The organism is Burkholderia sp. AW49-1, from assembly GCF_053427845.1.
In genome coordinates this window covers 184,810-209,063 of sequence record NZ_JBSAXF010000005.1, presented here as the reverse complement: position 1 = coordinate 209,063, position 24,254 = coordinate 184,810, and the positions used below count along the sequence as shown (strand labels likewise).

Below are 24,254 nucleotides of genomic sequence, written 5' to 3'. Positions count from 1 at the left end.
ATGCCGTCTGCCGTCATGCGGGCGGCGCCTCTGAAGGTGCCCGTACGGACTCGCCGTACGGGCGCGGTACCGCGCGCGTCATGACGACTTGCGCACGCGCAGGTACCAGTCGCAAAGCAGCCTCACCTGCTTCGGCGTATAGCCCTTCGCGACCATCCGGTTCACAAAGTCCTCATGCTTGCGTTGCTCCTCCGCCGACCCCTTCGCGTTGAACGAAATGACCGGCAACAGTTCCTCGGTATTCGAGAACATCTTCTTCTCGATCACGACGCGCAACTTCTCGTAGCTCGTCCACACCGGGTTCTTCCCGGCGTTCGCCGCCCGCGCGCGCAACACGAAGTTCACGATCTCGTTGCGATAATCCTTCGGATTGCTGATCCCGGCCGGCTTCTCGATCTTCTCCAGTTCCGCATTCAGCGCGGCGCGGTCGAAGCTCTCGCCCGTGTCGTGATCGCGGAATTCCTGATCCTGGATCCAGAAGTCCGCATACGTGACGTAGCGGTCGAAGATGTTCTGCCCGTACTCCGAATACGATTCGAGGTAAGCCGTCTGGATCTCCTTGCCGATGAAGTCCGCGTAGCGCGACGCGAGCACGTCCTTCACGAACGACAGGTATTTCTGCTCGGTCTCCGGCGGGAACTGCTCGCGTTCGATCTGCTGTTCGAGCACGTACATCAGATGCACGGGGTTCGCCGCGACTTCGCTCGAATCGAAGTTGAACACGCGCGACAGGATCTTGAACGCGAAGCGTGTCGACACACCCGTCATTCCTTCGTCCACGCCGGCGTAATCGCGATACTCCTGGTACGACTTCGCCTTCGGATCGGTGTCCTTCAGGTTTTCGCCGTCATACACCTGCATCTTCGAGAACAGGCTCGAATTCTCCGGCTCGTGCAGGCGCGACAGCACCGAGAACTGCGACATCATCTTCAGCGTGCCCGGCGCGCACACGGCTTCGGCCAGCGACGAATTGCGGATCAGCTTCTCGTAGATCTTCGTCTCTTCCGACACGCGCAGGCAGTACGGCACCTTCACGACGAAGATCCGGTCGAGCAGTGCCTCGTTGTTGCGGTTGTTGCGGAAGGCTTTCCACTCCGACTCGTTCGAGTGCGCGAGGATCACGCCGTCGAACGGAATCGCGCCGAATCCTTCGGTGCCCTTGAAGTTGCCTTCCTGCGTCGCGGTCAGGAGCGGATGCAGCACCTTGATCGGCGCCTTGAACATTTCGACGAATTCAAGCAGCCCCTGGTTCGCCAGGCACAGGCCGCCCGAGTAGCTGTACGCATCGGCATCGTCCTGCGCGTACTGTTCGAGCTTGCGGATGTCGACCTTGCCGACGAGCGACGAGATGTCCTGGTTGTTTTCGTCGCCAGGTTCCGTCTTCGCGATGCCGATCTGCCGAAGGATCGACGGATAGCGGCGCACCACCCGGAACTGGCGGATGTCACCGTTGTATTCGTGCAGGCGCTTGACGGCCCACGGACTCAGGATGCTCTTCAGGTAGCGGCGCGGAATGCCGTATTGCTCTTCGAGGATCGGGCCGTCCTCGTCGTAGTCGAACAGCCCGAGTGGCGATTCGTTGACGGGCGAACCCTTCAGCGCATAGAACGGCACGCGCTCCATCAGTTGCTTCAGGCGCTCGGCGATCGACGACTTGCCGCCGCCCACCGGCCCGAGCAGGTAGAGGATCTGCTTCTTTTCTTCGAGCCCTTGCGCAGCGTGGCGGAAGTACGCGACCACCTGCTCGATCACTTCCTCCATTCCGTAGAACTCACGGAACGCGGGATAGACCTTGATAACCTTGTTCGCGAAGATCCGCGACAGGCGCGGGTCGTTGCGGGTATCGACTTGTTCCGGTTCCCCGATTGCAGCCAGCATGCGTTCGCCGGCCGTGGCGTACGCTGACGGATCGTTCTTGCAGAGCGCGAGGTACTCCTCCAGCGAGAACTCTTCCTCTCGCGTTTTTTCGAAGCGGTTCGCGAAGCTGCTGTAAATATCCATGCTACCTCCCTCGCCTGAGTCTGAAGACGTGCCTGCCTTCTATGACTGCGCAGAAGCAAGCGCGTTCGAATTCATCCTAAACCCTTTCTTATTTTTTTTCACGAACTCTTCGTATGAAGTTCGTCATTCTCGACAACACCGCTTGGACAACGCATTTCGACGCTTTACAATCGATCTCCCGAGCCGCAGAAACTACGTCCGCCGCGTCTCGTCGAGCATCGGAACGTCTCGTGCGTTGGATGCCTCCGCCGCCGTCGCCGCACCCTTCACTCTCCCCTTCATCCCTAGACGTTCGAGCAGACGTTTTCGACGACACGCTGCGCGCACCGTTACAAATTTTTTTCGCATCGTCCGGAGATACCCGTAGCACGGCTGCGCACATGCAACGCGTGGCGACGCACGCACGTTCACGCACGCTGTCACATTTCATCGATCGCCGAAACGACGACGCCCGCATGTCGCGGGCGTCGTGTGCTGCCAAATGGGGATAGATGGGCGGCGCGCGCCTCAGAACGTTTCCCAGTCGTCGACGCCGGCAGACGCACCCACCGGTGCGGGTGCAGCGGCCGCGGCGGCCGGCTTGCGAGTCGGTGCCGCGCGCTTCGGCGCAGCGTCGCGCTCGTTGCGCACCGCGGACGGTGCGGGCGGCGAAACCGGCACGACAGCGGGAGCCGCCACCGCGCGCGGCGCCTGACGCGCAACGGCGGCTGCCGGCGCCGCCGCGTCGTCGTCGATCCGGAACACGGACGCCGTTTCGCGCAGGCGCGCGGCCTGCTCGTCGAGCGATTGCGCGGCCGCCGCCGCCTCCTCGACGAGCGCGGCGTTCTGCTGCGTGACCTCGTCCATCTGCGCGACCGCGCGCGCGACCTGGTCGATGCCGCCGCTCTGCTCCTCGGAGGCCGCTGCGATCTCGCCCATGATGTCCGTCACGCGCTGCACCGCACCGATCACGTCGTTCATGGTGCGGCCGGCTTCATCGACCAGCGTCGAGCCCGTCCGGATGCGCTCCACCGACGCGTCGATCAGGGCCTTGATCTCCTTGGCCGCGCTCGACGAACGCTGCGCGAGGCTGCGCACCTCGCCCGCGACGACCGCGAAGCCGCGGCCTTCCTCGCCGGCGCGCGCGGCTTCGACGGCCGCGTTAAGCGCCAGGATGTTGGTCTGGAACGCGATTCCCTCGATGATCGCGATGATGTCCGCGATCTTCGCCGAACTGTCGTTGATCTCGCCCATCGTGCCGACCACCTGGCCGACCACCGTATTCCCCTTGTTTGCAATCTCCGACGCGTTCGCGGCCAGCGAGCTTGCCTGGCGCGCATTGTCCGCGTTCTGCTTCACGGTGCCGGTCAGCTGCTCCATGCTCGACGCGGTTTCCTGCAACGCGGACGCCTGTTCTTCCGTGCGCGACGAAAGGTCGATGTTGCCGGCGGCGATCTGGCGGGCCGCGGTCGCGATCGACTCGCTGCCGCCGCGCACGGTGCGCACCGTGTCGACCAGCCCGCGCTGCATCTTCGCCAGACCGTCGAGAAGCTGGCCCATTTCGTCGCGCCGATGCACCACGATCGAGCGGCGCAGGTCGCCCGCGGCGATCGCGTCGAAATGCGCGAGCACGTCCGCGAGCGGACGGCCGATCGCACGGCTGAGCGTCAACCACGACAGCACCGCGGCAACCAGACCAGCCGCCAGCAGGACGATCGACAGCACGCGCAGCGTGTCGAACGTCGATTCCGAATGATCGAAGCTCGTCTGTGCGGCATTGAACTGGAAATTGCGCAGCGACTCGCTCGCTACCGCGAGATCGTTGTAAAGCACCTGGAGTTGCTTGGCGCCGTCGCCGATCCGGTCGTGGTCGCCGGTCGCGACAACGCTTCCGAACGTGTCGCAACTGCGCTGTAGCGCCTGCCGCTTCACGGCGACGTCCTGCGCGAGTCGGTCCTCCTCCGCATCGCGCGGCAGCGCGAGGTACTTTTTCCACCACGTATCGGACTGCGCGCGCATCGCGCGGCTACGTTCCACCGCGGCAGCCGATTCGGGCGTCCCCGCCAGCAGCGCGGCGCGATCGAGCGCCAGGCGCTCGCGCGCCGCGTACATTTCGGCGGCAGCCACGTCGACCGCGCTCGGCATCTGGTTCGTGAAAATCTCGCGCGTCGCATCGTTCGAACGCGTCATTCCGTACACGCCCAGCACGCCGATCACTCCCAGCAGTACCGCGAGAAACGCCATCGTCAAACCGATGCGTGCACGTATTGTCAGGTTTCCGGTCACCATCATTCTTCCTGTATTGCGTCGTCATGAACGGGCAAGGCCCGTTTTTCGAAACAGTGTTTCGTCCTGATGTATTTACGACCGGATGTTGCGCAGCTTGATGGTGTTTACGCCAATTTTTTCATCAATTCGTTAGTTCATTACGAATTTCTGAACAATAGGGTCGAAGCATCGCGGTCGCCTCGCGAAAGCGCGCGGCAAGTATCGCGATCGGGCAATCGAGGAAGATGACCGGCGCCCGCGTGGCGCACGCGCCGGCTGAGATGCGCGATCCGGCCTATTCGGCCAGTTCGGCGAGGGTGGGAATCGACGGCTGCGCACCTGCACGCGTGACCGACAATGCCGCCGCGCGCTGCGCGAAGCGGATGGCCGTGTCGATGGCCTCGCCTGCCGCGAGCCGCGCGGCAAAACCGCCGATGAAGGTATCGCCGGCCGCGGTCGTGTCGACCGCCTTGACGACGGGTGCCGGAAAATGGCGTGCCGAGCCGTCAGCCGTCAGCGCGAACACGCCGCGCGCGCCGAGCGTGATCAGCACGTTGCGCGCGCCAGCCGCGTGCAGCGCACGCGCCGCGGCTTCCGCCTCGGCCGGATTGCGCACCGGCAGCCCGGTCAGCGCGGCCGCCTCCACTTCGTTCGGGATCAGGTAATCGACCAGCGGCAACCAGCCGTCCGGCAGCGGCGCCACGGCCGGCGCCGGATTCAGCACGACGGTGCGGCCGAGCCGCCGCCCGGCCGAAAGCGCCGCGAACACGGCGTCCGGCGGTGTCTCGAGCTGGCAGATCAGCACGTCGGTCGCGGCGAGCGCGGCCTCGTGCCGTGCCACCGTATCGGTCGTCACTTCGCCGTTGCCGCCCGCGACGATCACGATCGCGTTCTGGCTCGCGTCGTCGACGACGATCAACGCGACACCGGTCGACGCCGTCGCGCTCGTCGCGAGCCGCGAGCAGTCGATGCCCTCGGCCTCGAGGCCGGCCCGCAGCGCTGTACCGTGCGCATCCGCGCCGACGCAGCCGATCATCACGACCTGCGCGCCGAGCCGCGCCGCCGCGACGGCCTGGTTGCCGCCCTTGCCGCCCGCGGCCTGCGCATACGCATGGCCGGCAAGCGTTTCGCCCGGCAGCGGCAGTCGCGGCGCCCGTACGACGAGATCCATGTTGAGGCTGCCGACCACCGTCACGCGGCCGGCGCCCGCCGCACGCGCCGTCATGGGCGACCGCCCGGCGCGGCCGGCTCGCGGTAAACCGCCGTCGATTCGCGCAGCACGAGGCGCGGCGACACGACGCGACGTCGGCTCGGCGCGGCCGTCGAACCGCCGCCGATCCGCTCGATCAGCGTTTGCGCGGCCATTTCGCCGAGCGCGCGCACCGACTGGCCAACCGTCGACAGCGCGGGATACGTGTAGCGGGAGAATTCGATGTCGTCGAAGCCGATGATCGAGCAGTCGTCCGGCACGCGCATGCCGCGCTCGGCCGCCGCGCGCAGCGCGCCGACGCCCATCAGGTCGTTGCCCGCGAAAATCGCGCTGGGATGCACCGACTCGAACAGCCGCGATGCCGCGTGATAACCGCCGAGGCACGAAAAATCGCTCTCCGCGATCGCGCCCGGCACGATGTCGATCCCGCGCTCGGCCATCGCTCGGATGAAACCGTGCACACGCATCGCGCTGACGGCCGTGTCGGTCGGCCCGGTGATGCAGCCGATCTTCGCGTGCCCGAGTTCGAGCAGGTGGCGCGTCGCCAGGTAGGCGCCGCGTTCATGGTCGATCTGCACGAGATCGGCCGCGAGCCCCTCGATGTTGCGGTCGACGACGACGAGCGGCGCATGCGCGTCCGCAAGCGTCTGCGCGAGCACCGCGTCTTCGCCGGCCGACGCGACGATCAGCCCGTCGATGCGCTTTTCCTGCAGCACGCGCAGGTAGTTGCGCTGCTTCACGGGATCGTCGTCCGAGTTGCAGAAGAACACGCAATAGCCGTTGGCCGCGCATTGGTCCTCGATGCCGCGCGCAAGCTCCGCGAAGTACGGATTCGTGCTGTTCGGCACGACGAGGCCGATGGTCGCCGTCGAGCGCGCCTTCAGCGAGCGCGCCACGGCCGATGGCACGTAATTCAGTTCGCGGATCGCACCCTCGACCTTCGCGCGCACATCCGCGGACACCGGCCGCGAATTGTTCACCACATGCGAGACGGTCGTAAACGACACGCCCGCCATGGCTGCCACATCCTTGATCGTCGCCATTTCCCGTTTCTCTCTGGTCTGCTTTCCGTGTAGTAGTTCTACCGCGCGCGCGCGCGCCGGCTGCGATACGTGTCGAGCACGACCGCGACAACGATCACCGCCCCGGTGATGATCCGTTTGGTCGGCTCGTTCGCACCGATCTGCGCCAGCCCCGCGGCCAGCACGGAGATGATCAACACGCCGAAGAACGTGCTGATCACCGAACCGCGCCCGCCCATCAGGCTCGTGCCGCCGATCACGACGGCTGCGATCACCTGCAGCTCGACGCCCGCGCCCGCGTTCGGATCGGCGGCCTCGAGCCGCGAGATCTGGAACAGCGACGCGAGCCCCGCGAGCGCGCCCATCAATGCGAATACGAGGATTTTATACGGACGCGGGTTAACCCCGGCAAGCCGTACCGCCTCTTCGTTCGTGCCGATCCCGACGAGATAGCGTCCGAATACGGTGCGCGTGAGGACGAACTGTGCCGCGACCATCACCGCGACCGCGATCAGGAACGCCGGCGAGATGCCGAGCGCGATCGGATTCGACAGGAAATCGAACGCGTCGCCAATGTAGGCCGTGCGGGAATTCGTCAGTTGGTACGCGACGCCGCGCGCGGCCTCGAGCACGCCGAGCGACACGATGAACGACGGAATCCGCCACCCGACCGTGATCGCGCCCGTCAGCGAGCCCGTCGCGGTCGCGACCGCGATCCCGATCAGCGCGGCCGGCAGCGGCCCCCACTGCCATTTCAGCGCGGCCACGCTGACCATCGACGCGGCCAGCGCGAGCACCGAGCCGACCGACAGGTCGATGCCTGCGATGATCAGCACGAAGGTCATCCCGACCGACATCACGACGAGATCGGGGATCTGGTTCGCGATCGTGCTGAACGTATCGTAGGTCAGGAAATGCGAACTCAGCGCCGAGAAGAGCGCGATCATCGCGGCGAGCGCGCCGGCGAGCCCGAGATAGTTCGATACGCCGAGCCGTGTGCCGGACAGCGTGCGCGCGCGGCGCCCCGTCACTGTCTGCTGCGCGCCTGCGTCGCTCGGGGATACGGGAGGCTGGGTCATTGCTGTTGTCCTGTGGTGGAAGTGCCGGAAGTCGCGCGCGGCGCGCCTTCCGCATCCGGCTGCCGCATGCCGTCCGGCAGCGCTTCGCGGCCGAAGCCGGCGAACGCCGCGGCCAGCAGTGCATCCTGGGTCCAGTTGCCGCGTTCGAACACGGCGGTCATGCGGCCGGCCGACATCACGCCGATCCGGTCGCAGATCAACATCAGCTCGCGCAGGTCGCTCGATACGACCACCAGCGCACGGCCCTCGCGCGCGAGCGCGCCCATCAACGTGTAGATCTCGAACTTGGCGCCGACGTCGATCCCGCGGGTCGGTTCGTCGAACAGCAGCACGCCCATGTCGCGCGCGAGCCAACGGCCGATCACGACCTTCTGCTGGTTGCCGCCCGACAGTTCGCCGACCGCCTGCGCGGCGCCGTGCGTGCGGATCCGCAACGCGTCGATCTGCCGCTCGGCGAGCGTCGTCTCGCGCGTCGTATCGACGATGCCGCCGCGCGCGAGCCGGTCGAGCTGGCCGAGCGACACGTTCGACGTGACCGATTGCGACAGCAGCAGCCCTTCACCCTTGCGGTCCTCGGTGATCAGTGCGATGCCGTGCTTCACCGCGTCGACGGGCGAGCCGATGTGCGCCGGTTTCAGCGGATCGCCGACCGCGACCATCCCGGCGTCCGGCGTATCCGCGCCGTAGATCAGCCGCAGCAGCTCGGTGCGCCCCGCGCCGATCAGCCCGGAGATGCCGAAGATCTCGCCCGCGCGCACTTCGAGCGACACGTCCTGCACGGCCGTGCCACGCGTCATGCCCGATACGACGAGTCGCGGCGCGCCGATATGGCGCGCGCCGAGATCGATGTGCTCGCCGAGCTCGCGACCGACCATCAGCGTGACGAGCCCGTCGGACGTCGTCGCGGCCATGTCGCCGACATGCACGAGACGGCCGTCGCGCAGCACGGCGACGCGCTCGGCGACGCGCGCGAGCTCCTCGAGCCGGTGCGAGATGTAGACGATCGCCACGCCGCGCGCCTTCAACCGGTCGATCTGCTCGAACAGCAGTTCTACCTCGCGCGCGGTCAGCATCGCGGTCGGTTCGTCGAGGATCAGCACGCGGCAGTCGCCGATCAGGTTGCGCGCGATCTCGACCATCTGCTGGTGGCCGATGCCGAGCGCGCCGACCGGCGTATCAGGGTCGACCGCGTCGAGCCCGACCTGTGCCATCGCGGCACGCGCATCGTCGCGCAGCCGCGCGCGATCGATGATGCCGAAGCGCCGCGGCAGACGGTTCAGAAACAGGTTTTCGGCAACCGTCAGCGTCGGCAGCAGGTTCAGCTCCTGCATCACCATGCGCACGCCGAGCGCCTCGGCCTGCGTGCGGCTCGCCGGCGCATAGGCCTGGCCGCCGAGCTGCATCGTGCCGGTCGTCGGGTCGACGAGCCCGCCGATGATCTTCGACAACGTGCTCTTTCCTGCGCCGTTCTCGCCCGTCAGCGCGAGCGCCTCACCCGGCGCGAGCGTCAGCGTGACGTCGGCGAGCACGGGTTCGGCGTAGGTCTTGCCCACGCCGGAGACGGACAGCACGGGAACAGCTGAACGGGAGGGTTGGAAGGTCGGTTCCATCGCGATCCTGGTTGCGGCCGCGCGCACGCGGCGCGCGGGTATGACGCTCACAAGTGCTTGCAGTGGCCGTGATCGCGCTCACTCCGGATAACGGCCGCCGGCCCGGATTCTTGAGCGCGGCGGCAGTGGCGGCGCGGCGTTACTTCGTCACGAGATCCACCGGCGTCTCGACCACGCCGGTCATGTCGGCCTGCTTGCGATGCTCCGCGATCGCCTTGAGCGCCGTGTCGATGCCGAACACGGCCTGCTTCGCCGCGTACTGGTCGGCGGTCGCGATCACGCGCCCGTCCTTCAGCATCGGCTTGATCGCGTTGATGTTGTCGTAGCCGACCACGAGCACCTTGCCCTGCTTGCCCGCCGCCCGCACGGCCGACACGGCGCCGATCGCCATGTTGTCGTTGCCGCACAGCAGTGCCCGCAGGTTCGGATACTCGTTCAGCATCGCGGACGCGACCGCATTGCCCTTGTCGATCTCCCATTCGCCCGACTGCACCGACACGACCTTCATCCCGCCCGCCTTCATCGCATCCTGGAAGCCGGCCGTGCGCTGCTGCGCATTGGTCGTCGTCGACACGCCTTCGATGATGCCGACCTGATCACCCGCCTTCAGCCGTTTCGCGAGGTAGTCGCCGATCTTGCGCGCGCCCTTGCGGTTGTCGGGGCCGACGAACGGCACGTTCAGGTTCTTCGACTTCAGCACGTCGGGATCGAGCCGGTTGTCGATGTTCACGACGATGATGCCCGCGTCGACCGCCTTCTTCACGACCGGCACCAGCGCCTTCGAATCGGCCGGCGCGAGCACGATCGCATCGACCTTCGACACGATCATCTGCTCCACGATGCGGATCTGGTTCGCCGTGTCGGTCTCGTCCTTGATACCGTTCGTGATCAGGTCGAACTGGCCTGCGTTGTGCTTCTGGTATTCCTTCGCGCCGTTTTCCATCGTCAGGAAGAACTCGTTGGCGAGCGACTTCATCACGAGCGCGACCTTCGGCTTGCCTGCCGATTGGGCATGGACGACCGGTGCGGCAACGACCGCGACGGCTGCAAGCGCGGCGGTCAGGAAGCGACGGCGAAAGCGGACATTCATACACATCTCCTGGCGACTGGCCCAAAGGGCCGGACTGTTGTTTTAATGTGAGCAAACGTTTGCGCCACACTACCCGGGCATTGGCCATCGATGCTGCTTGTCGGAACAACGAAATGGAAGCGAGGCAGACGGCCGACTGCCTGGCGCGTGCTGTCGTCGACGCGCCACCGCCGGCGGGGACGCCGGCGGAGTGAAGGCTATGCTGTACCGTTTCGGGTCGACGCGCAACCCGTCAGATCAATATTTAAGGGTTTGTTCGGAGCGCGCGGTTGCCCGCACCGATTGCGGCGCATTACACGGGGTGCGTCGTCGCGGTCGTCCGGCGGGCGCCTGCCGCGCCCCCGAAACATCATGTGCTCGGTGATCAGACCGCTTCGCGCAGCTGACCGGCGATTTCGGCTTCGTTCAGGTGCGGCGCGAACATCTCGATCAGCCGGTATGCATATGCGCGCAGGAACGCGCCCTTGCGCAGCCCGACGCGCGTCGTGCTCGCCTCGAACAGGTGCTGCGTGTCGAGCGCGACGAGCCCGGTGTCGCGCTGCGGATCGAAGGCCATCGCCGCGACGACGCCGATCCCCATCCCGAGCTCGACATAAGTTTTGATCACGTCCGCGTCGATCGCGGTCAGCACGACGTCGGGCACGGCGCCGGCCTGCGCGAATGCCTGGTCGATGTGCGAGCGGCCCGTGAAGTCCTGGTCGTACGTGATGATCGGGTATTCGGCGATTTCGTCGAGCGTCAGGTTCTCGCGGCCGACGAGCGGATGCCCCTTCGGCACGACGACCGTGTGGTGCCACGAATAGCACGGGAACGTGACGATGTCCGGATAGCGGTCGAGCGCCTCGGTCGAGATGCCGAGATCGGCTTCGCCGTTCAGGATCATCTGCGCGATCTGCTGCGGGCTGCCCTGTCGCAGCGCGAGATGCACCTTCGGGAACACGTCGGTGAACTGGCGGATCACCTTCGGCAGCGCGTAGCGCGCCTGCGTGTGCGTCGTCGCGACGACGAGGTGGCCGCTGTCCTGGTCCGCGAACTGGCGCGCGACCCGGCGCAGGTTTTCCGCGTCGAGCAGCATCCGCTCGATCAGCTGGTGCACGGCCTTGCCGGGCTCCGTGAGCCCCGTGAGCCGCTTGCCGCGCCGGATGAAGATGTCCACGCCCAGTTCATCCTCGAGATCCTTGATCTGCTTCGACACGCCCGACTGCGACGTGTACAGCACGTTCGCGACTTCCGTCAGGTTCATGTTCTGGCGCACGGCTTCGCGCACGAAACGCAATTGCTGAAAATTCATGGGTATGCCTCTTGGGCTGTCGTTGTTCGAATGTCGATCCGGAGCGGTATCCGCCCTCTTCTCTTTACCGGGCTCGGGCGTCAGTGTGCGGGAAATACGCGGACCGCGCGCGGCACGGCCGTCGCGCCGTCGCCGACCTGCAGCGCGAGCGCGCGCCACGCGTCGCGGTCGAGTTCCGCTTCGAGTGCGCCGCCCGTGCGGGCCTCGAGCTCGACGCGCACCGAGCCGCCGAGCGGGATCACGCGGCGCACGTCGACGGCGATGCCGTCGCGATGGCCGTCGACGGCTGGCCACAGCTGCAGGTCGTGCGGTCGCACGTACGCATTCGCGGGGCCCGCGAAATCGGCGTCGACCGCGATCGGGGCAGCCGCCCCCTCGGCGACGAAGCCGCGCCCGGCGACCGTGCCCGGCAGCCGGTTCGCCGCGCCGAGAAACTCGTAGACGAATGCGCTTTGAGGATGGTCGTAGACGTCCTGCGGGCTGCCGACCTGCTCCACGTGGCCGCGGTTCAGCACGACGATCCGGTCGGCCACTTCCAGCGCCTCTTCCTGGTCGTGCGTGACGAAGATCGTCGAGATGTGCAGGTCGTCGTGCAGGCGCCGCAACCAGCCACGCAGTTCCTTGCGCACCTTCGCGTCGAGCGCGCCGAACGGCTCGTCGAGCAGCAGCACCTTCGGTTCGACCGCGAGCGCGCGGGCCAGCGCGATCCGCTGGCGCTGGCCGCCCGACAGCTCGGACGGGTAGCGCTGCGCGAGCCAGTCGAGCTGCACGAGCTTCAGCAGCTCGTGCACCTTGTCGCGGATCACGGCTTCCGACGGCCGTTCGCGGCGCGGCTTCACGCGCAGCCCGAACGCGACGTTCTCGAACACGGTCATGTGGCGGAACAGCGCGTAATGCTGGAACACGAAGCCGACCTGGCGATCGCGCGCGCCGACCGACGCGACGTCGAGCCCCTGCAGCACGACCTGGCCGGCATCCGCGTGCTCGAGGCCCGCGATCACGCGCAGCAGCGTGGTCTTGCCGCAGCCCGACGGCCCGAGCAGCGCGACGAGCTCGCCCGGCGGGAAGTCGAGCGACACGTTGTCGAGCGCGGTGAAATCGCCGAAGCGCTTCTGAAGGTGACGGACGGTGATACCCATTCTGGTTGCCTCTTTACGATTTCGACGAAATGGCGGCGACGGGGCCGGCATGAGCGGGAACGTCGTCGCGTGCGCCGGCCAGTTCGGCAGCGAGGTGACGTTCGGCGAGCAGCTTCAGCGCGAGCGTGACGAGCGCGAGCAGCGCCAGCACCGACGCCACCGCGAACGCCGCCGCGAAGTTGTATTCGTTGTACAGGATCTCGACGTGCAGCGGCATCGTGTCGGTCACGCCGCGGATGTGGCCGGACACGACCGACACCGCACCGAACTCGCCCATCGCACGCGCATTGCACAGGATCACGCCGTACAGCAGGCCCCACTTCACGTTCGGCAGCGTCACGCGCCGGAAGATCTGCCAGCCCGATGCGCCGAGCACGCGCGCGGCCTCTTCCTCGTCGGTGCCCTGCGCCTGCATCAGCGGAATCAGCTCGCGCGCGACGAACGGAAACGTGACGAAGATCGTCGCGAGCACGATGCCCGGCACCGCGAAGATGATCTGCACGTCGTGGTCCTGCAGCCACGGCCCGAGCCAGCCCTGCGCGCCGAACAGCAGCACGTAGACGAGGCCCGAGATCACCGGCGACACGGAGAACGGCAGGTCGATCAGCGTGGTCAGCAAGGCCTTGCCGCGGAATTCGAACTTCGCGATCGCCCACGATGCGCACACGCCGAACACGAGGTTCAACGGCACCGCGATCACGGCGACGGTCAACGTCAGCTTGATTGCCGACCATGCGTCGGGATCGGCGAGCGATTCGAGATAGAAGCCGACGCCCTTGCGCAGCGCCTCGAAGAACACCGCGGCGAGCGGCACGACGAGGAAGAATGCAAGGAACGTCAGCGCGACGCCGATCAGCAGCCAGCGCACGGCGCGCGGCTCGCTGACGGGGTCGAGCTGCTTCGCGGCGCGCACGGGCGCGACGGACGGGTCGTTCAGCACGGCGCTGGACTCCTGGGTCATCGCTGGCCTCCTGCTGCTGCGGCAACGGTGACGGTCGCCGGCGCGGGGCCGCTCGCGCCCTTGCTCGTGCGGCGCTGCAGATACCACTGCAGCGAGTTGATCAACAGCAGCATCAGGAACGACACGACCAGCATCACGACCGCCAGCGCGGTCGCGCCCGCATAGTCGTACTGTTCGAGCTTCGTGATGATCAGCAGCGACGTGATCTCGGATTTCATCGGCACGTTGCCCGCGATGAAGATGACCGAGCCGTACTCGCCGAGCGCGCGCGCGAACGCGAGCGCGAAGCCGGTGAGCAACGCCGGCAGCACGGCCGGCAGCACGACGCGGCGGAACGTCAGCCAGCGCGATGCGCCGAGGCACGCGGCGGCCTCTTCCTGCTCGCGCTCGAAATCCTCGAGCACCGGCTGCACGGTGCGCACGACGAACGGCAGCCCGATGAAGGTCAGCGCCACCAGCACGCCGACCGGCGTGAACGCGATCTTGATGCCGAACGGCGCGAGATATTGGCCGACCCAGCCGTTGGTCGCATAGACGGCCGCGAGCGAGATGCCGGCGACCGACGTCGGCAGCGCGAACGGCAGATCGACGATCGCGTCGACGAGGCGCTTGAACGGGAACGTGTAGCGCACCAGCACCCACGCGACGAGAAAGCCGAACACGGCGTTGATCAATGCGCCGCCGAGCGCGGCGGAGAACGTCAGCCGGTACGACGCGAGCACGCGCGGCGACGCGACGGCGGTGACGAACTGGTCCCACGACAGCGTCGCGGTCTTCAGGAACGTGGCGGCGAGCGGAATCAGCACCACGAGGCTCAAATAGGCCACCGTGATGCCGAGCGTCACGCCGAAACCGGGCAGCGCGCTCGGCTTGCGAAAGGTGTACGTCGTCATCGGATGCTCTTGCTGGGTCGTTGCTGCTCATGGGTCCGGCGCAAACGCCGACGCGGAGCGTGCTCTCGCGCCGGCGGCCCGCCGGGGATGCGGCGCACTATCGTGGCGCGCCGCTGTCGTTATGGTGCTGCGTGCGTTACTGCGGCTTGTAGATCGAATCGAACACGCCGCCGTCCGCAAAATGCGTCTTCTGCGCATTCGTCCAGCCGCCGAAGGTGTCGTCGACCGTGTACAGCTTCAGCTTCGGAAACTGTTTCGTCAGCTCCGCCGGCACGTTCTTCGAACGCGGGCGGTAGTAATTGCGCGCCGCGATTTCCTGGCCCCGCGGGCTGTACAGGAAATTCAGGTACGCCTCGGCCAGCTTGCGCGTGCCCTTCTTGTCGACCACCTTGTCGACGACCGCGACGGGCGGTTCGGCCAGGATGCTCACCGACGGCACGACGATCTCGAACTTGTCGGTGCCGAATTCCTTGATCGACAGGAACGCTTCGTTTTCCCATGCGATCAGCACGTCGCCGATCCCGCGCTGCACGAAGCTCGTCGTCGCGCCACGCGCGCCCGAGTCGAGCACGCCCGCGTTCTTGTAGAGCTTCGTCACGAATTCCTTCGCGCTCTGCTCGTTGCCGCCCGGCTTGTGAACGGCATATGCCCATGCGGCCAGGTAGTTCCAGCGCGCGCCGCCCGACGTCTTCGGGTTCGGCGTGACGATCGAGATGCCCGGCCTGGTGAGATCGTCCCAGTCCTTGATCCCTTTCGGGTTGCCCTTGCGCACCAGGAACACGATCGTCGACGTGTACGGCGATGCGTTGTCCGGCAGGCGCTTCTGCCAGTCCTTGTTGACGAGGCCCTTGTTGGCGAGCGCGTCGATGTCGTAGGCGAGCGCCAGCGTCACGACGTCGGCCTGCAGGCCGTCGAGCACCGAGCGCGCCTGCGCGCCCGAGCCGCCGTGCGACTGCTTGAAGTTGACCGTCTCGCCCGTCTTCGCCTTCCACTCCTTGCCGAACGCCTGGTTGAAGTCCTGATACAGCTCGCGCGTCGGGTCGTAGGACACGTTCAGGAAGGTCGTATCGGCCTGGGCGTGCGTCGCCACGCCCAGCGCCGCCGCCGCGCCCAGCGCGAGTGTTGCGATCAGGCGGCCCACTCCGCCCACCAGCCCCGTATTGCGCTTCGCCATCCTTGGTTCTCCAGTGTTGTCGGTATTGCGATGTCGGGCCAGTCTAGCGAACGGCTTACATGATTAAAAATAATCGTTCTTCATTTTTTAATACTCAAAAGTGCTAACGCAGACGGGATGGACGGTTGCGGCGGACGAACCGGCGTCCGGGCGTCGCGAAATCGCGTCGGAACCGCCGCGATCGCAGCGAACCTCAAGTAACACTTGAAATTCGCGAAGTACTGTATAAAAATACAGCTCACTGTCTATCCATACAGTTCAGCCATGACCAAACTCACCGCCCGTCAGCAGCAAGTATTCGACTTGATCCGCCGCGCGATCGAGCGCTCCGGTTTCCCTCCCACGCGCGCCGAGATTGCGGCAGAGCTGGGTTTCAGCTCGCCGAATGCGGCCGAGGAACACCTTCGTGCGCTGGCGCGCAAGGGCGTGATCGAGCTGGCCGCCGGCGCGTCGCGCGGCATCCGCCTGCTCGGCATCGACGACGCGCCGCACCAGTTCACGTTGCCGCACGCCGGCCTGATGCAACTGTCGCTGCCGCTCGTCGGCCGCGTAGCGGCCGGTAGCCCGATCCTCGCGCAAGAGCACATCTCCCAACATTACGCGTGCGATCCCGCGCTGTTCACCAGCAAGCCCGATTACCTGCTGAAGGTGCGCGGCCTGTCGATGCGCGACGCCGGCATTCTCGACGGTGACCTCCTCGCCGTGCAGAAGCGCACGGAAGCGAAGGACGGCCAGATCATCGTCGCGCGCCTCGGCGACGACGTCACGGTCAAGCGCCTGATGCGCCGGCCCGGCGGCCTCGAGCTGATCGCGGAGAACCCGGATTACGAAAACATCTTCGTCAAGGCCGGCAGCGCGGAATTCGCGCTGGAAGGCATCGCCGTCGGGCTGATCCGCTCGGGCGAACTCTGACAATCGGTCTCGCTGAGGAGAACATCATGGAACGCCTTTCCCGTCTGCTGCCTTTCCGTCAATTCGGCCGCCTGCGTCACCTGCGCGGCCGCACGCCCTGCGCGCCGCTGTCCGCCGCGGCGCCCGTGGTGAGCCAAGAAGTCGCAGTTGAACGGCAGGCGTCGCTGCTGCCGTCAGCCCTTCCCGCGTTCGCGCGGGTCTCGCTGAATGGTGGCCTGAATCACGCAGAGCCGGCGCGCCGAGCGCCCGTGCGCGTCTATCACGGTCGGTCGCGCCTGATCATGGTCGGGACGATCGATGCCGTGTGCCGGATGATCGATCGCTGCATCGCAGAGGAACGATCGGCCACGCACGGCGGTCTGTGATTGCGGAACCTGTCCGCACCGGAGGCATCGTGACTGGATCATCGGGCCGCGCATGGCGGCTCAAACCATTGCTGATCGTCGTGCTGGCCATCGCCGTCCTGATGGCGATCGGTTACGCGTACGCATCGCCGTACGTCGCGCTCGGTCGCCTGAAATCGGCGATCGACGCGCGCGATGCGCAAGCGGTCAGCGAGTATGTCGATTTTCCGTCGCTGCGCATCAGCCTGAAGCAGCAGGTCACGGAAGAGTTGATGCGCCGGATCGACGCAGTGAAGAAGGACAATCCGTTCGCGGTGATTGGCGCACTGATCGGATCTGCGTTGATCGGCCCGCTGGTCGATGCCTATGCGACACCGGAAGGTGTAGCGGCACTGATGAGCGGCATTCCCCCGCGCGGCAATCCGGGTGAACGGCCGCCCGAGTGGTCGGGTCCGCCGTCAGACGCTGCAACTGGCAACGCACCAGCCTCGCCGCCTGTCAATCCGGCCAGCGCCCCTGTACCAGCTAGCAATGTCACCGCCTCGGCCGCAACTGCGCCAGCCAACGCATCCGCACCTGGCAGCCCGGGCGAGGCGGGCCATCCGCAGCAAACGAGCGCCGGCTACCGGAATATTGATGAATTTGCCGTGACTTACCAGCGCAGCGCCGACGGCACGCGCTATGCGGCAATCTTCCACCGCTTTGGCTTGTTCTCGTGGAAGTTGTCAGCGATCAACCTTCACGCCTGAGCGGCGGCAATCGGTGTAGATGCCGCAAAACCGGCACGAATCGCGATGCGACCCGGCCGGCCTTACGATCATCGGCTCACTTGCCGCTCGCAGTGGCCGCTTCGCGTTCGCGAGCGATCTCGGCCTTTTGCTCTTCCGCCGACGAACACGCGACCAGGATGCTGCAGTTCACGCGATCGAGCAGTTGCGTGTTGCCCGAGCCCATCCACCATCTCGACAACCCGCTGCGGCACCGATGGCCGACGACGACGAGGTCGGCCTTCAATTCCGTCGCGAGATTCGCGATTTCGTCGATCGGATAGCCGAATGCGAAATGGCCTTCCGCCTGAACGCCGCGCTCGCGCAGCCAGTTCACGCCTTCCTGCAGGATTTCGCGTGCGGTTTCCTCGAAGCGGCCGCACGCGACATCGGTCAGCAGCCCTGCGCTTTGCGCGATGCTCGAGCGCATGTCGACGACCGACAACAAATGCGTTTCCGCCTTCAGGTCCAGCGCGAGATTGGCGCCGCACCGCAGTGCCTTGCGTCCTTCGAGCGTACCGTCGTAGCACAGCAGAATCTTGTTGTAGCTAGCCATGAAACCTCCCTGTCGCGACTCCGTACCCTATGCACTCATCATGGTGCGCCGCAATTCCGGACGCAAGGGATGGAAAACGCTGATTCGCCACGCGGCGCGCGTCGGCGATGATGCGGTGCACGATCCGTGCGCGCATGCACCGTGCCGCGCGGGCCCGCCCTGAAGAGACGCCGCCGATGCACTAGAATGGCCCGTTCGTGCCGTCGACGTGCGTTCGCCTCGGTCATGCCCATGTGACACGCATTCATCCGATCCGTTCGCCAGCCGGTGTGCCCGTCCGACCGGCCGCGAAACGCGGCCGCGTCCGCATACAACGACAACCTGCCCATGTCCGTTGCACCGATCGATTTCCGGAACGTCGAAAAGCGCTATGGCGACAAGCTTGTCGTCGACGACCTGTCCTTCCACGTGCAGGCCGGCGAATGCTATGGCCTGCTCGGGCCGAACGGTGCCGGCAAGACCACGACGCTGAAGATGTTGCTTGGCCTCGCGTATCCCGACGCCGGCACCATTTCACTCTGCGGCGAGCCGGTTCCGTCACGCGCGCGGCATGCGCGCCAGCGCGTCGGCGTCGTCCCGCAGTTCGACAACCTCGACCCCGACTTTACGGTCCGCGAGAACCTGCTCGTGTTCAGCCGCTATTTCGGAATGTCGGCACACGCCGCACGCGCGCTCGTGCAACCGTTGCTCGAATTCGCGAAGCTGGAAAACAAGGCGGATGCGAAGGTTGGCGAATTGTCGGGCGGCATGAAGCGCCGTCTGACGCTCGCACGCGCGCTCGTCAACGATCCCGACGTGCTGGTGCTCGACGAGCCGACGACGGGCCTCGATCCGCAGGCGCGGCACCTGATGTGGGAGCGGTTGCGGTCGCTGCTCGCGCGCGGCAAGACGATCCTGATCACCACGCATTTCATGGAGGAAGCCGAGCGCCTGTGCGACCGGCTGTGCGTGATCGAGGAAGGCCGCAAGATCGCCGAAGGCGCGCCGCACGCGCTGATCGAATCGGAGATCGGCTGCGACGTGATCGAGATCTACGGGCCGGAGCCGATCGCGCTGCGCGACGAACTGGCGCCGTTCGCGAAGCACACCGAGATCAGCGGTGAGACGCTGTTCTGCTACGTGACCGATCCCGAGCCGCTCAGTGCCCGACTCAAGGGTCGCACGGGATTGCGTTATCTGCATCGTCCGGCCAATCTGGAGGACGTGTTCCTGCGGCTCACGGGCCGCGAAATGCAGGACTGATCGATCATGGACGTACGCAACTATTCCGCCGCCGCGCCGTCCGCACCGCCACGCGAATCACGCTTCGCGATCGCGCTGCCCGCGAATGCCACCAACTGGATTGCCGTCTGGCGACGCAACTACCTCGTGTGGCGCAAGCTCGCGCTCGCCTCGCTGTTCGGCAATCTCGCCGATCCGATGATCTACCTGTTCGGGCTGGGGTTCGGGCTCGGCCTGATGCTCGGCCACGTCGACGGCGTGTCGTATATCGCGTTCCTCGCGGCCGGCACGGTCGGTTCGAGCGTGATGATGTCCGCGAGCTTCGAATCGATGTATTCGGGCTTCTCGCGAATGCACGTGCAGCGCACCTGGGAAGCGATCATGCACACGCCGCTCGCGCTGGGCGACATCGTGCTCGGGGAGATTGTCTGGGGGGCGAGCAAGGCGCTGCTCTCCGGCGTCGCGATCATGCTCGTCGCGGGCCTGCTCGGCTATGCGCGGTTTCCGTCGATGCTCGCGGCGCTGCCCGTGATCGCACTCGCCGGCCTCGCGTTCGCGAGCACGGCGATGATCGTCACCGCGCTCGCGCCGTCCTACGACTTCTTCATGTTCTATCAGACGCTCGTGCTGACGCCGATGCTGCTGCTGTCGGGCGTGTTCTTCCCGATCACGCAGTTGCCGCCGGTCGCGCAGCATGCGGCGCACATGCTGCCCCTCGCGAATGCGGTCGAACTGATCCGCCCCGCGATGCTCGGCCGGCCGGCGACGGACGTCGGCCTGCATCTCGCGGTGCTCGCCGGCTATGCGATCGGCGGATTCGTGGTCTCCGCGTGGCTGTTCCGGCGGCGGATGATGCGCTGACGGCCGGCGCGCACGGCGCCCGCGCGATGCTGCGATGAAATGGCGACGACGTTACTCGTCGTCGTCGCTCCACGGAATCTCGACGTCGGTCAGGAATGCGACGGTTGCCAGCGGGCCGCCTTCCTGGCGACCGAGCTTGCCGTCCGCGCGATGCCATTCGACACGGAACTGCGTACCCGGATCGTCGGCGATGAGATAGACCGCGCGCAGCTCTTCCGCGTCGGCCTCGGCGACCGGACCGTCGAACGACACCAGCATTTTCTGCGGCCACAGGCCGTTCACCGGATCGTAAATGCGGTCGCCCTGCGGAATGTCGATGCTGGCCTCGACCCCGATCGTGGCGGAGGCTTCGATGATCATCGTGCCGAGTGCGTTCAGCACGGCAGTCGCCCGCGCGGAATTGGCCTGGCGGATCGCGAGATCGCCGCGCGTCAGCGCCTTTTCGAGTCGAGGATGAATCTTCGGTTGGGTCATGCGTTTTCCTGTTTGCTTCTTGTAAAGGGCACCGCACGCGTGACGCGGCGGCGCCGGATGAATACGACGGTCGCGCGGCGGGATCGGTCGGCGCGCAGCACTGCTGCCATCGCCCAGGTCCGGTCACCGGCAGCCGGGCATGTCGCGCGCCGGACCTGTCCGGCCGTCACGCCCGCTCGCCGCCCCGCCCGCGTGTCCGTCAGAACCCGAACGCGATCGCGAGCAGCCCGCTCACGATCCCGAACACGACGACGAGGCCCGTGACGATCGCCAGCATGTATGGCTTGAACGAGCGCGCGAGCATCGCGAGCGACGGCACGCTGATCGGCGGCAGCGTCATCAGCAGTGCGGCGGCCGGGCCGACGCCCATGCCGAGCGACAGCATCGCCTGGATGATCGGCACCTCGCCGGCCGTCGGGATCACGAACAACGTGCCCGCGACCGCGAACGCGATGATCCAGCCGAGATGGTTGCCGATGTCCGGGCCGATATGCGGGAACAGCCACGCGCGCGCCGCGCCGAGCAGCAGCACGAGCACGATGTATTCGGGCACGAGCCGCACGGCCATGCGTGCGAGCAGCTTCATCCAGCGGACGAACGGATTGCCCGCGGCGGCCTGCTCGGCCACCAGCGCGGCGAGTTGCGCGTCGTCGATGCTGCGGTCCTCGGGACGCGCGATACGGTTCAGCAGATAGCCGATCCCGAACACCATCGCGACGCCGAGTACAAGCCGCAGCGCGCTCCAGTGCCAGCCGAGCACGAAGCCCATGAACACCAGCGCGGCCGGATTCAACACCGTGTTGCCGAGCCAGAACGCGACCGCGCCGCCCGGCGACGCGTGCCGCGCGCGCAGGCCCGCGACGACCGGCGCCGCGCAGCACGTGCACATCATGCCGGGCAGCGACAGCAGGCCGCCCGCGGCGACACTGCCGAAGCCCGTGCGGCCAAGCACACGCGCGACCCAGTGCGCCGGCAGCAGCGCCTGCACCGCCGAACCGAGCAGCAGGCCGAGCACCATGGCCTGCCAGATCGCCTTGCCGTACGCCCACGCGTAGTCGAGCGCCGCCTTCAGCGACGGCTCGGGCGCGCTCGCCGACGTGCCCATCAGGATCGACTGGCCGATCGAATGATGCTCGGCGGCGACGAACGCCTTGTTGTAATACGGGAACCATTTCACGTAGAACAGTCCCGCGACCGCGATCAGCAGGAAGGTCATCCAGCCGAGCGCCGGACTGGGTTGGGTGCGTGTGGTCGTCATCGTGTGGTGATCGTAGGGTTGTTGTCGGTGTCGGCCTGCGCCGACGCGCCGGCGGCGGGCGATGCCGGCAGCCCGGCCTGCGCGAGCGCGTCGAGCAGCGCGCGCGCCTGCTGGCGCACGTCGGCCGCGTTCGGCCGGAAAGTGAACGTCAGTGCGCGGTTCGGCTTGTCGTGCGACGAACGATAGGTTCGTGCATACGCGGGATCGTAATGCTTGTCGATCAGCGTGCGGAACAGTTCGGTGCGCTCGTTCGCGTCGATCAACGCGTTCCAGCGCGCGACCTCTTCCCGGCTGTGCAGGCCGATCAGCCGATCGAGCTGCGCCTTGAACACGGCCGGTTCATCGAACAGATGGGCGTAATCTTCGAGCAGGAAAGCGATGCGTTCGCCGTGCGCCGCCTCGACCTGCACCCACGGCCCTGCGTGAAACGCGTCCAGCAACGCGAGCGGCAGCTGCACGAGCCCGATCTTGCGGCTTTCCGATTCGACGAACACCGGCCATGCGGGGTCGAAACGCTCCAGCGCACCGACGAGCCCCGAATCGAAGGACTTCTGCGTCGGCTGCGGCACACCCGGCAACGCGCCGAGCAGCGAGCCGCGGTGGCATGCGAGCGCCTCGAGATCGAGCGTCTGTGCGCCTTCGTCGCGCAGCGCGTTCAGGAGCCGCGTCTTGCCGCAGCCCGTGTGACCGACGAGCGCGATGTAGCGGAACCGCGTCGGCAGCGTATCGAGCGTCGCGCAGACCGAGCGGCGGTACGACTTGTACCCGCCCTCGAGCTGGCGCGCCTGCCAGCCGATCAGGTTGAACCAGGTCGTCATCGAACCCGAACGCTTGCCGCCGCGCCAGCAGTAGATCAACGGCCGCCAGTTGCGCGGCCGATCGGCGAACGTGGTGTCGAGATGGCGCGCGATGTTGCGCGCGACCATCGCCGCGCCGACGCGCGTCGCCTCGTACGGCGACACCTGGCGGTACATCGTGCCGACGATCACGCGCTCCTCGTTGCTGAGCACGGGCGCGTTCAGCGCGCCGGGAATATGATCCTCGGCGAACTCGAGTGGCGTGCGCACGTCGATGATCTCGTCGAACTCGCCGGCGCGATCGAGGGTGACAATCAGGTTCTTCAATTTGGCGTCGAACAGGGGCGATGCGGCTCGGCGAGCCGCACGGGCGCGGAAGGCGGATTCGCGATTATCTCATGCCCGGGCGTCTCGGGCCGCGCACGGCAACCGGCGGGCGTGACGCGCTGCTCATCACGTCGATCAGATGGTCGCGAAACGCGCGCACCGACGCGGGCAGATCGCGCCCCGCCATGGTCTGCACCTGGATGCTGCGCTCGCGCAACTGGGGATTCGTGACGGGCACGACGACGAAGCCGTCCGCGTCGAAACGGTCCCGCACCGACAGCAGCCCCGTGAACATCACCGCGCCGGTACGCTGCGCGTAGCGGTACATCGCCGCGGTATTGTTGCTGGTCAGCTCCGGCTCGAGCATGAGCCCGTCGAGCACGCACGCGATGTCGATCAGCTGGCGCACCGTCGTGCCGGCCTCAGGCAGCACATGCGGATGCCGCGCGACATCGGCGAGCGACACCGAGTCGCGCGCCGCGAGCGGATGGTCGCGCCGCACGAGCGCGAAGACCGGCGCGCGCTCCGTATGTTCGACACGCACGCCCTTCTCCGGCGCCAGGCTGAACGTCAACCCGATGTCGGCATCGCCGTCGCGCACGCGCCGCGTCGCCTCCGCCGGCGATACGACCCACAACGAGAAATCGACGCCGGGGTGGCGCGCCTTGAAGCCTGCGAGCGCGCCCGGCAGGAAATCGATCGCGAACCCTTCCGAGCAGGCGATCTTCAACAGACTGCCGTGCAACGCCTCCAGCCCGCCGATTTCCTTCATCACGTGTTCTGCCTCCAGCAGGCTGCGCTGCGCGAAACCCAGCAGCCGTTCGCCGGCCTCCGATAAAGCCATCCCGCGCGGCCGGCGCTCGAACAGCGGCGCGCCGAGCTCGCTCTCGAGCTTCGCGATCTGCCGGCTGATCGCCGAGACGGCCACGTGCAGCCTCGTGGATGCGTCGCTGATCGACCCGGTGCGCGCCACTTCGACGAAATACCGCAACGCAAGACCATGCAGGAAAGCCGCCATCG

The 24,254-nt window shown here is 66.6% G+C and carries 22 protein-coding genes; 5 read left to right on the top strand and 17 right to left on the bottom strand.

Features of this window, described 5'->3' with window-relative positions:
• Nucleotides 1-78: 78 nt before the first annotated feature.
• From ACV22W_RS11110 to ACV22W_RS11055, 12 genes are all read right to left on the bottom strand, one after another.
• Entirely contained in the window at nucleotides 79-2,001 is a 1,923-nt protein-coding gene (locus tag ACV22W_RS11110) for a PrkA family serine protein kinase (protein WP_059606682.1), read from the bottom strand.
• Nucleotides 2,002-2,508: 507 nt separating this feature from the next.
• Nucleotides 2,509-4,269 (bottom strand): methyl-accepting chemotaxis protein, encoded by a 1,761-nt coding sequence (locus ACV22W_RS11105; protein WP_448019137.1) that lies wholly within the window; start codon nucleotides 4,267-4,269, stop codon nucleotides 2,509-2,511.
• A 274-nt stretch (nucleotides 4,270-4,543) separates the two neighbouring features.
• On the bottom strand, nucleotides 4,544-5,473 hold the full coding sequence (rbsK, locus tag ACV22W_RS11100; RefSeq protein ID WP_448019135.1) for a ribokinase: 930 nt from the start codon (nucleotides 5,471-5,473) through the stop codon (nucleotides 4,544-4,546).
• Nucleotides 5,470-6,501: a LacI family DNA-binding transcriptional regulator gene (locus tag ACV22W_RS11095; RefSeq protein ID WP_448019133.1), complete on the bottom strand. Its 1,032-nt coding sequence runs from the start codon at nucleotides 6,499-6,501 to the stop codon at nucleotides 5,470-5,472. The genes rbsK and ACV22W_RS11095 overlap by 4 nt, the downstream gene beginning before the upstream one ends.
• Nucleotides 6,502-6,539: 38 nt before the next feature.
• Nucleotides 6,540-7,559 (bottom strand): ABC transporter permease, encoded by a 1,020-nt coding sequence (locus ACV22W_RS11090; protein ID WP_063549327.1) that lies wholly within the window; start codon nucleotides 7,557-7,559, stop codon nucleotides 6,540-6,542.
• Nucleotides 7,556-9,169 (bottom strand): sugar ABC transporter ATP-binding protein, encoded by a 1,614-nt coding sequence (locus tag ACV22W_RS11085; RefSeq protein WP_448019132.1) that lies wholly within the window; start codon nucleotides 9,167-9,169, stop codon nucleotides 7,556-7,558. Before ACV22W_RS11085 ends, ACV22W_RS11090 begins: the two co-directional genes overlap by 4 nt.
• A gap of 139 nt (nucleotides 9,170-9,308) precedes the next feature.
• On the bottom strand, nucleotides 9,309-10,259 hold the full coding sequence (locus ACV22W_RS11080) for a sugar ABC transporter substrate-binding protein (protein ID WP_059818165.1): 951 nt from the start codon (nucleotides 10,257-10,259) through the stop codon (nucleotides 9,309-9,311).
• A gap of 364 nt (nucleotides 10,260-10,623) precedes the next feature.
• Nucleotides 10,624-11,550 carry a CysB family HTH-type transcriptional regulator gene (locus ACV22W_RS11075; RefSeq protein WP_448019131.1) on the bottom strand — a complete coding sequence of 309 codons (927 nt, stop codon included), beginning with the start codon at nucleotides 11,548-11,550 and terminating at the stop codon, nucleotides 10,624-10,626.
• Between the two features lie 80 nt (nucleotides 11,551-11,630).
• On the bottom strand, nucleotides 11,631-12,689 hold the full coding sequence (locus ACV22W_RS11070; RefSeq protein ID WP_448019130.1) for a sulfate/molybdate ABC transporter ATP-binding protein: 1,059 nt from the start codon (nucleotides 12,687-12,689) through the stop codon (nucleotides 11,631-11,633).
• Nucleotides 12,690-12,702: 13 nt separating this feature from the next.
• A complete protein-coding gene (gene cysW, locus ACV22W_RS11065; protein WP_448019128.1) occupies nucleotides 12,703-13,650 on the bottom strand; it encodes a sulfate ABC transporter permease subunit CysW in 948 nt (315 codons plus the stop codon).
• Nucleotides 13,647-14,543, bottom strand: coding sequence for a sulfate ABC transporter permease subunit CysT (cysT, locus tag ACV22W_RS11060; RefSeq protein ID WP_448019127.1), 897 nt, complete (start codon nucleotides 14,541-14,543; stop codon nucleotides 13,647-13,649). Before cysT ends, cysW begins: the two co-directional genes overlap by 4 nt.
• A 136-nt stretch (nucleotides 14,544-14,679) precedes the next feature.
• Complete coding sequence (locus ACV22W_RS11055) at nucleotides 14,680-15,717, bottom strand: sulfate ABC transporter substrate-binding protein (protein ID WP_448019125.1); 1,038 nt, start codon at nucleotides 15,715-15,717, stop codon at nucleotides 14,680-14,682.
• Nucleotides 15,718-15,981: 264 nt separating this feature from the next.
• On the opposite strand from ACV22W_RS11055, the gene lexA reads away from it, so the two are divergent.
• From lexA to ACV22W_RS11040, 3 genes are read left to right on the top strand one after another with little or no spacing between them, the layout of a single operon-like run.
• Nucleotides 15,982-16,629 (top strand): transcriptional repressor LexA, encoded by a 648-nt coding sequence (gene lexA / locus ACV22W_RS11050; protein WP_006754655.1) that lies wholly within the window; start codon nucleotides 15,982-15,984, stop codon nucleotides 16,627-16,629.
• Between the two features lie 26 nt (nucleotides 16,630-16,655).
• On the top strand, nucleotides 16,656-16,994 hold the full coding sequence (locus ACV22W_RS11045) for a hypothetical protein (protein ID WP_124906104.1): 339 nt from the start codon (nucleotides 16,656-16,658) through the stop codon (nucleotides 16,992-16,994).
• Nucleotides 16,995-17,023: 29 nt separating this feature from the next.
• Nucleotides 17,024-17,722, top strand: coding sequence for a DUF2939 domain-containing protein (locus ACV22W_RS11040; protein ID WP_448019124.1), 699 nt, complete (start codon nucleotides 17,024-17,026; stop codon nucleotides 17,720-17,722).
• A gap of 76 nt (nucleotides 17,723-17,798) precedes the next feature.
• Here the strand turns inward: ACV22W_RS11040 and ACV22W_RS11035 are convergent, their stop codons facing one another.
• Nucleotides 17,799-18,296, bottom strand: a complete 498-nt coding sequence (locus ACV22W_RS11035) for a universal stress protein (RefSeq protein WP_044843612.1) — start codon at nucleotides 18,294-18,296, stop codon at nucleotides 17,799-17,801.
• 327 nt (nucleotides 18,297-18,623) lie between these two features.
• Here ACV22W_RS11035 and nodI point away from each other — a divergent pair, with 327 nt between their 5' ends.
• Both nodI and ACV22W_RS11025 read left to right on the top strand, forming a co-directional pair.
• On the top strand, nucleotides 18,624-19,538 hold the full coding sequence (gene nodI / locus ACV22W_RS11030) for a nodulation factor ABC transporter ATP-binding protein NodI (protein WP_448019123.1): 915 nt from the start codon (nucleotides 18,624-18,626) through the stop codon (nucleotides 19,536-19,538).
• Nucleotides 19,539-19,544: 6 nt separating this feature from the next.
• Nucleotides 19,545-20,378 (top strand): ABC transporter permease, encoded by an 834-nt coding sequence (locus tag ACV22W_RS11025; RefSeq protein WP_448019122.1) that lies wholly within the window; start codon nucleotides 19,545-19,547, stop codon nucleotides 20,376-20,378.
• A gap of 51 nt (nucleotides 20,379-20,429) precedes the next feature.
• Here ACV22W_RS11025 and ACV22W_RS11020 read toward each other — a convergent pair whose 3' ends face one another.
• The 4 genes from ACV22W_RS11020 to ACV22W_RS11005 form a co-directional block, all read right to left on the bottom strand.
• Nucleotides 20,430-20,852, bottom strand: a complete 423-nt coding sequence (locus ACV22W_RS11020) for a hypothetical protein (protein ID WP_448019120.1) — start codon at nucleotides 20,850-20,852, stop codon at nucleotides 20,430-20,432.
• Nucleotides 20,853-21,051: 199 nt separating this feature from the next.
• A complete protein-coding gene (locus ACV22W_RS11015; protein ID WP_059818156.1) occupies nucleotides 21,052-22,110 on the bottom strand; it encodes a permease in 1,059 nt (352 codons plus the stop codon).
• Nucleotides 22,107-23,234, bottom strand: a complete 1,128-nt coding sequence (gene mnmH / locus ACV22W_RS11010) for a tRNA 2-selenouridine(34) synthase MnmH (protein WP_448019118.1) — start codon at nucleotides 23,232-23,234, stop codon at nucleotides 22,107-22,109. The genes ACV22W_RS11015 and mnmH overlap by 4 nt, the downstream gene beginning before the upstream one ends.
• A 64-nt stretch (nucleotides 23,235-23,298) precedes the next feature.
• On the bottom strand, nucleotides 23,299-24,252 hold the full coding sequence (locus ACV22W_RS11005) for a LysR substrate-binding domain-containing protein (RefSeq protein ID WP_448019117.1): 954 nt from the start codon (nucleotides 24,250-24,252) through the stop codon (nucleotides 23,299-23,301).
• Between the last annotated feature and the right edge of the window lie 2 nt (nucleotides 24,253-24,254).

Bases quoted from the DNA above. Each gene is read 5' to 3' on its own strand.
- ACV22W_RS11020 (WP_448019120.1), bottom strand. From the start codon at position 20,852: ATGACCCAACCGAAGATTCATCCTCGACTCGAAAAGGCGCTGACGCGC.
- ACV22W_RS11075 (WP_448019131.1), bottom strand. From the start codon at position 11,550: ATGAATTTTCAGCAATTGCGTTTCGTGCGCGAAGCCGTGCGCCAGAAC.
- ACV22W_RS11110 (WP_059606682.1), bottom strand. From the start codon at position 2,001: ATGGATATTTACAGCAGCTTCGCGAACCGCTTCGAAAAAACGCGAGAG.
- cysT (WP_448019127.1), bottom strand. From the start codon at position 14,543: ATGACGACGTACACCTTTCGCAAGCCGAGCGCGCTGCCCGGTTTCGGC.
- ACV22W_RS11070 (WP_448019130.1), bottom strand. From the start codon at position 12,689: ATGGGTATCACCGTCCGTCACCTTCAGAAGCGCTTCGGCGATTTCACC.
- ACV22W_RS11090 (WP_063549327.1), bottom strand. From the start codon at position 7,559: ATGACCCAGCCTCCCGTATCCCCGAGCGACGCAGGCGCGCAGCAGACA.
- ACV22W_RS11005 (WP_448019117.1), bottom strand. From the start codon at position 24,252: ATGGCGGCTTTCCTGCATGGTCTTGCGTTGCGGTATTTCGTCGAAGTG.
- nodI (WP_448019123.1), top strand. From the start codon at position 18,624: ATGTCCGTTGCACCGATCGATTTCCGGAACGTCGAAAAGCGCTATGGC.
- lexA (WP_006754655.1), top strand. From the start codon at position 15,982: ATGACCAAACTCACCGCCCGTCAGCAGCAAGTATTCGACTTGATCCGC.
- ACV22W_RS11095 (WP_448019133.1), bottom strand. From the start codon at position 6,501: ATGGCGACGATCAAGGATGTGGCAGCCATGGCGGGCGTGTCGTTTACG.
- ACV22W_RS11055 (WP_448019125.1), bottom strand. From the start codon at position 15,717: ATGGCGAAGCGCAATACGGGGCTGGTGGGCGGAGTGGGCCGCCTGATC.
- ACV22W_RS11105 (WP_448019137.1), bottom strand. From the start codon at position 4,269: ATGGTGACCGGAAACCTGACAATACGTGCACGCATCGGTTTGACGATG.
- ACV22W_RS11045 (WP_124906104.1), top strand. From the start codon at position 16,656: ATGGAACGCCTTTCCCGTCTGCTGCCTTTCCGTCAATTCGGCCGCCTG.
- ACV22W_RS11080 (WP_059818165.1), bottom strand. From the start codon at position 10,259: ATGAATGTCCGCTTTCGCCGTCGCTTCCTGACCGCCGCGCTTGCAGCC.
- ACV22W_RS11025 (WP_448019122.1), top strand. From the start codon at position 19,545: ATGGACGTACGCAACTATTCCGCCGCCGCGCCGTCCGCACCGCCACGC.
- cysW (WP_448019128.1), bottom strand. From the start codon at position 13,650: ATGACCCAGGAGTCCAGCGCCGTGCTGAACGACCCGTCCGTCGCGCCC.
- ACV22W_RS11015 (WP_059818156.1), bottom strand. From the start codon at position 22,110: ATGACGACCACACGCACCCAACCCAGTCCGGCGCTCGGCTGGATGACC.
- ACV22W_RS11085 (WP_448019132.1), bottom strand. From the start codon at position 9,169: ATGGAACCGACCTTCCAACCCTCCCGTTCAGCTGTTCCCGTGCTGTCC.
- ACV22W_RS11035 (WP_044843612.1), bottom strand. From the start codon at position 18,296: ATGGCTAGCTACAACAAGATTCTGCTGTGCTACGACGGTACGCTCGAA.
- rbsK (WP_448019135.1), bottom strand. From the start codon at position 5,473: ATGACGGCGCGTGCGGCGGGCGCCGGCCGCGTGACGGTGGTCGGCAGC.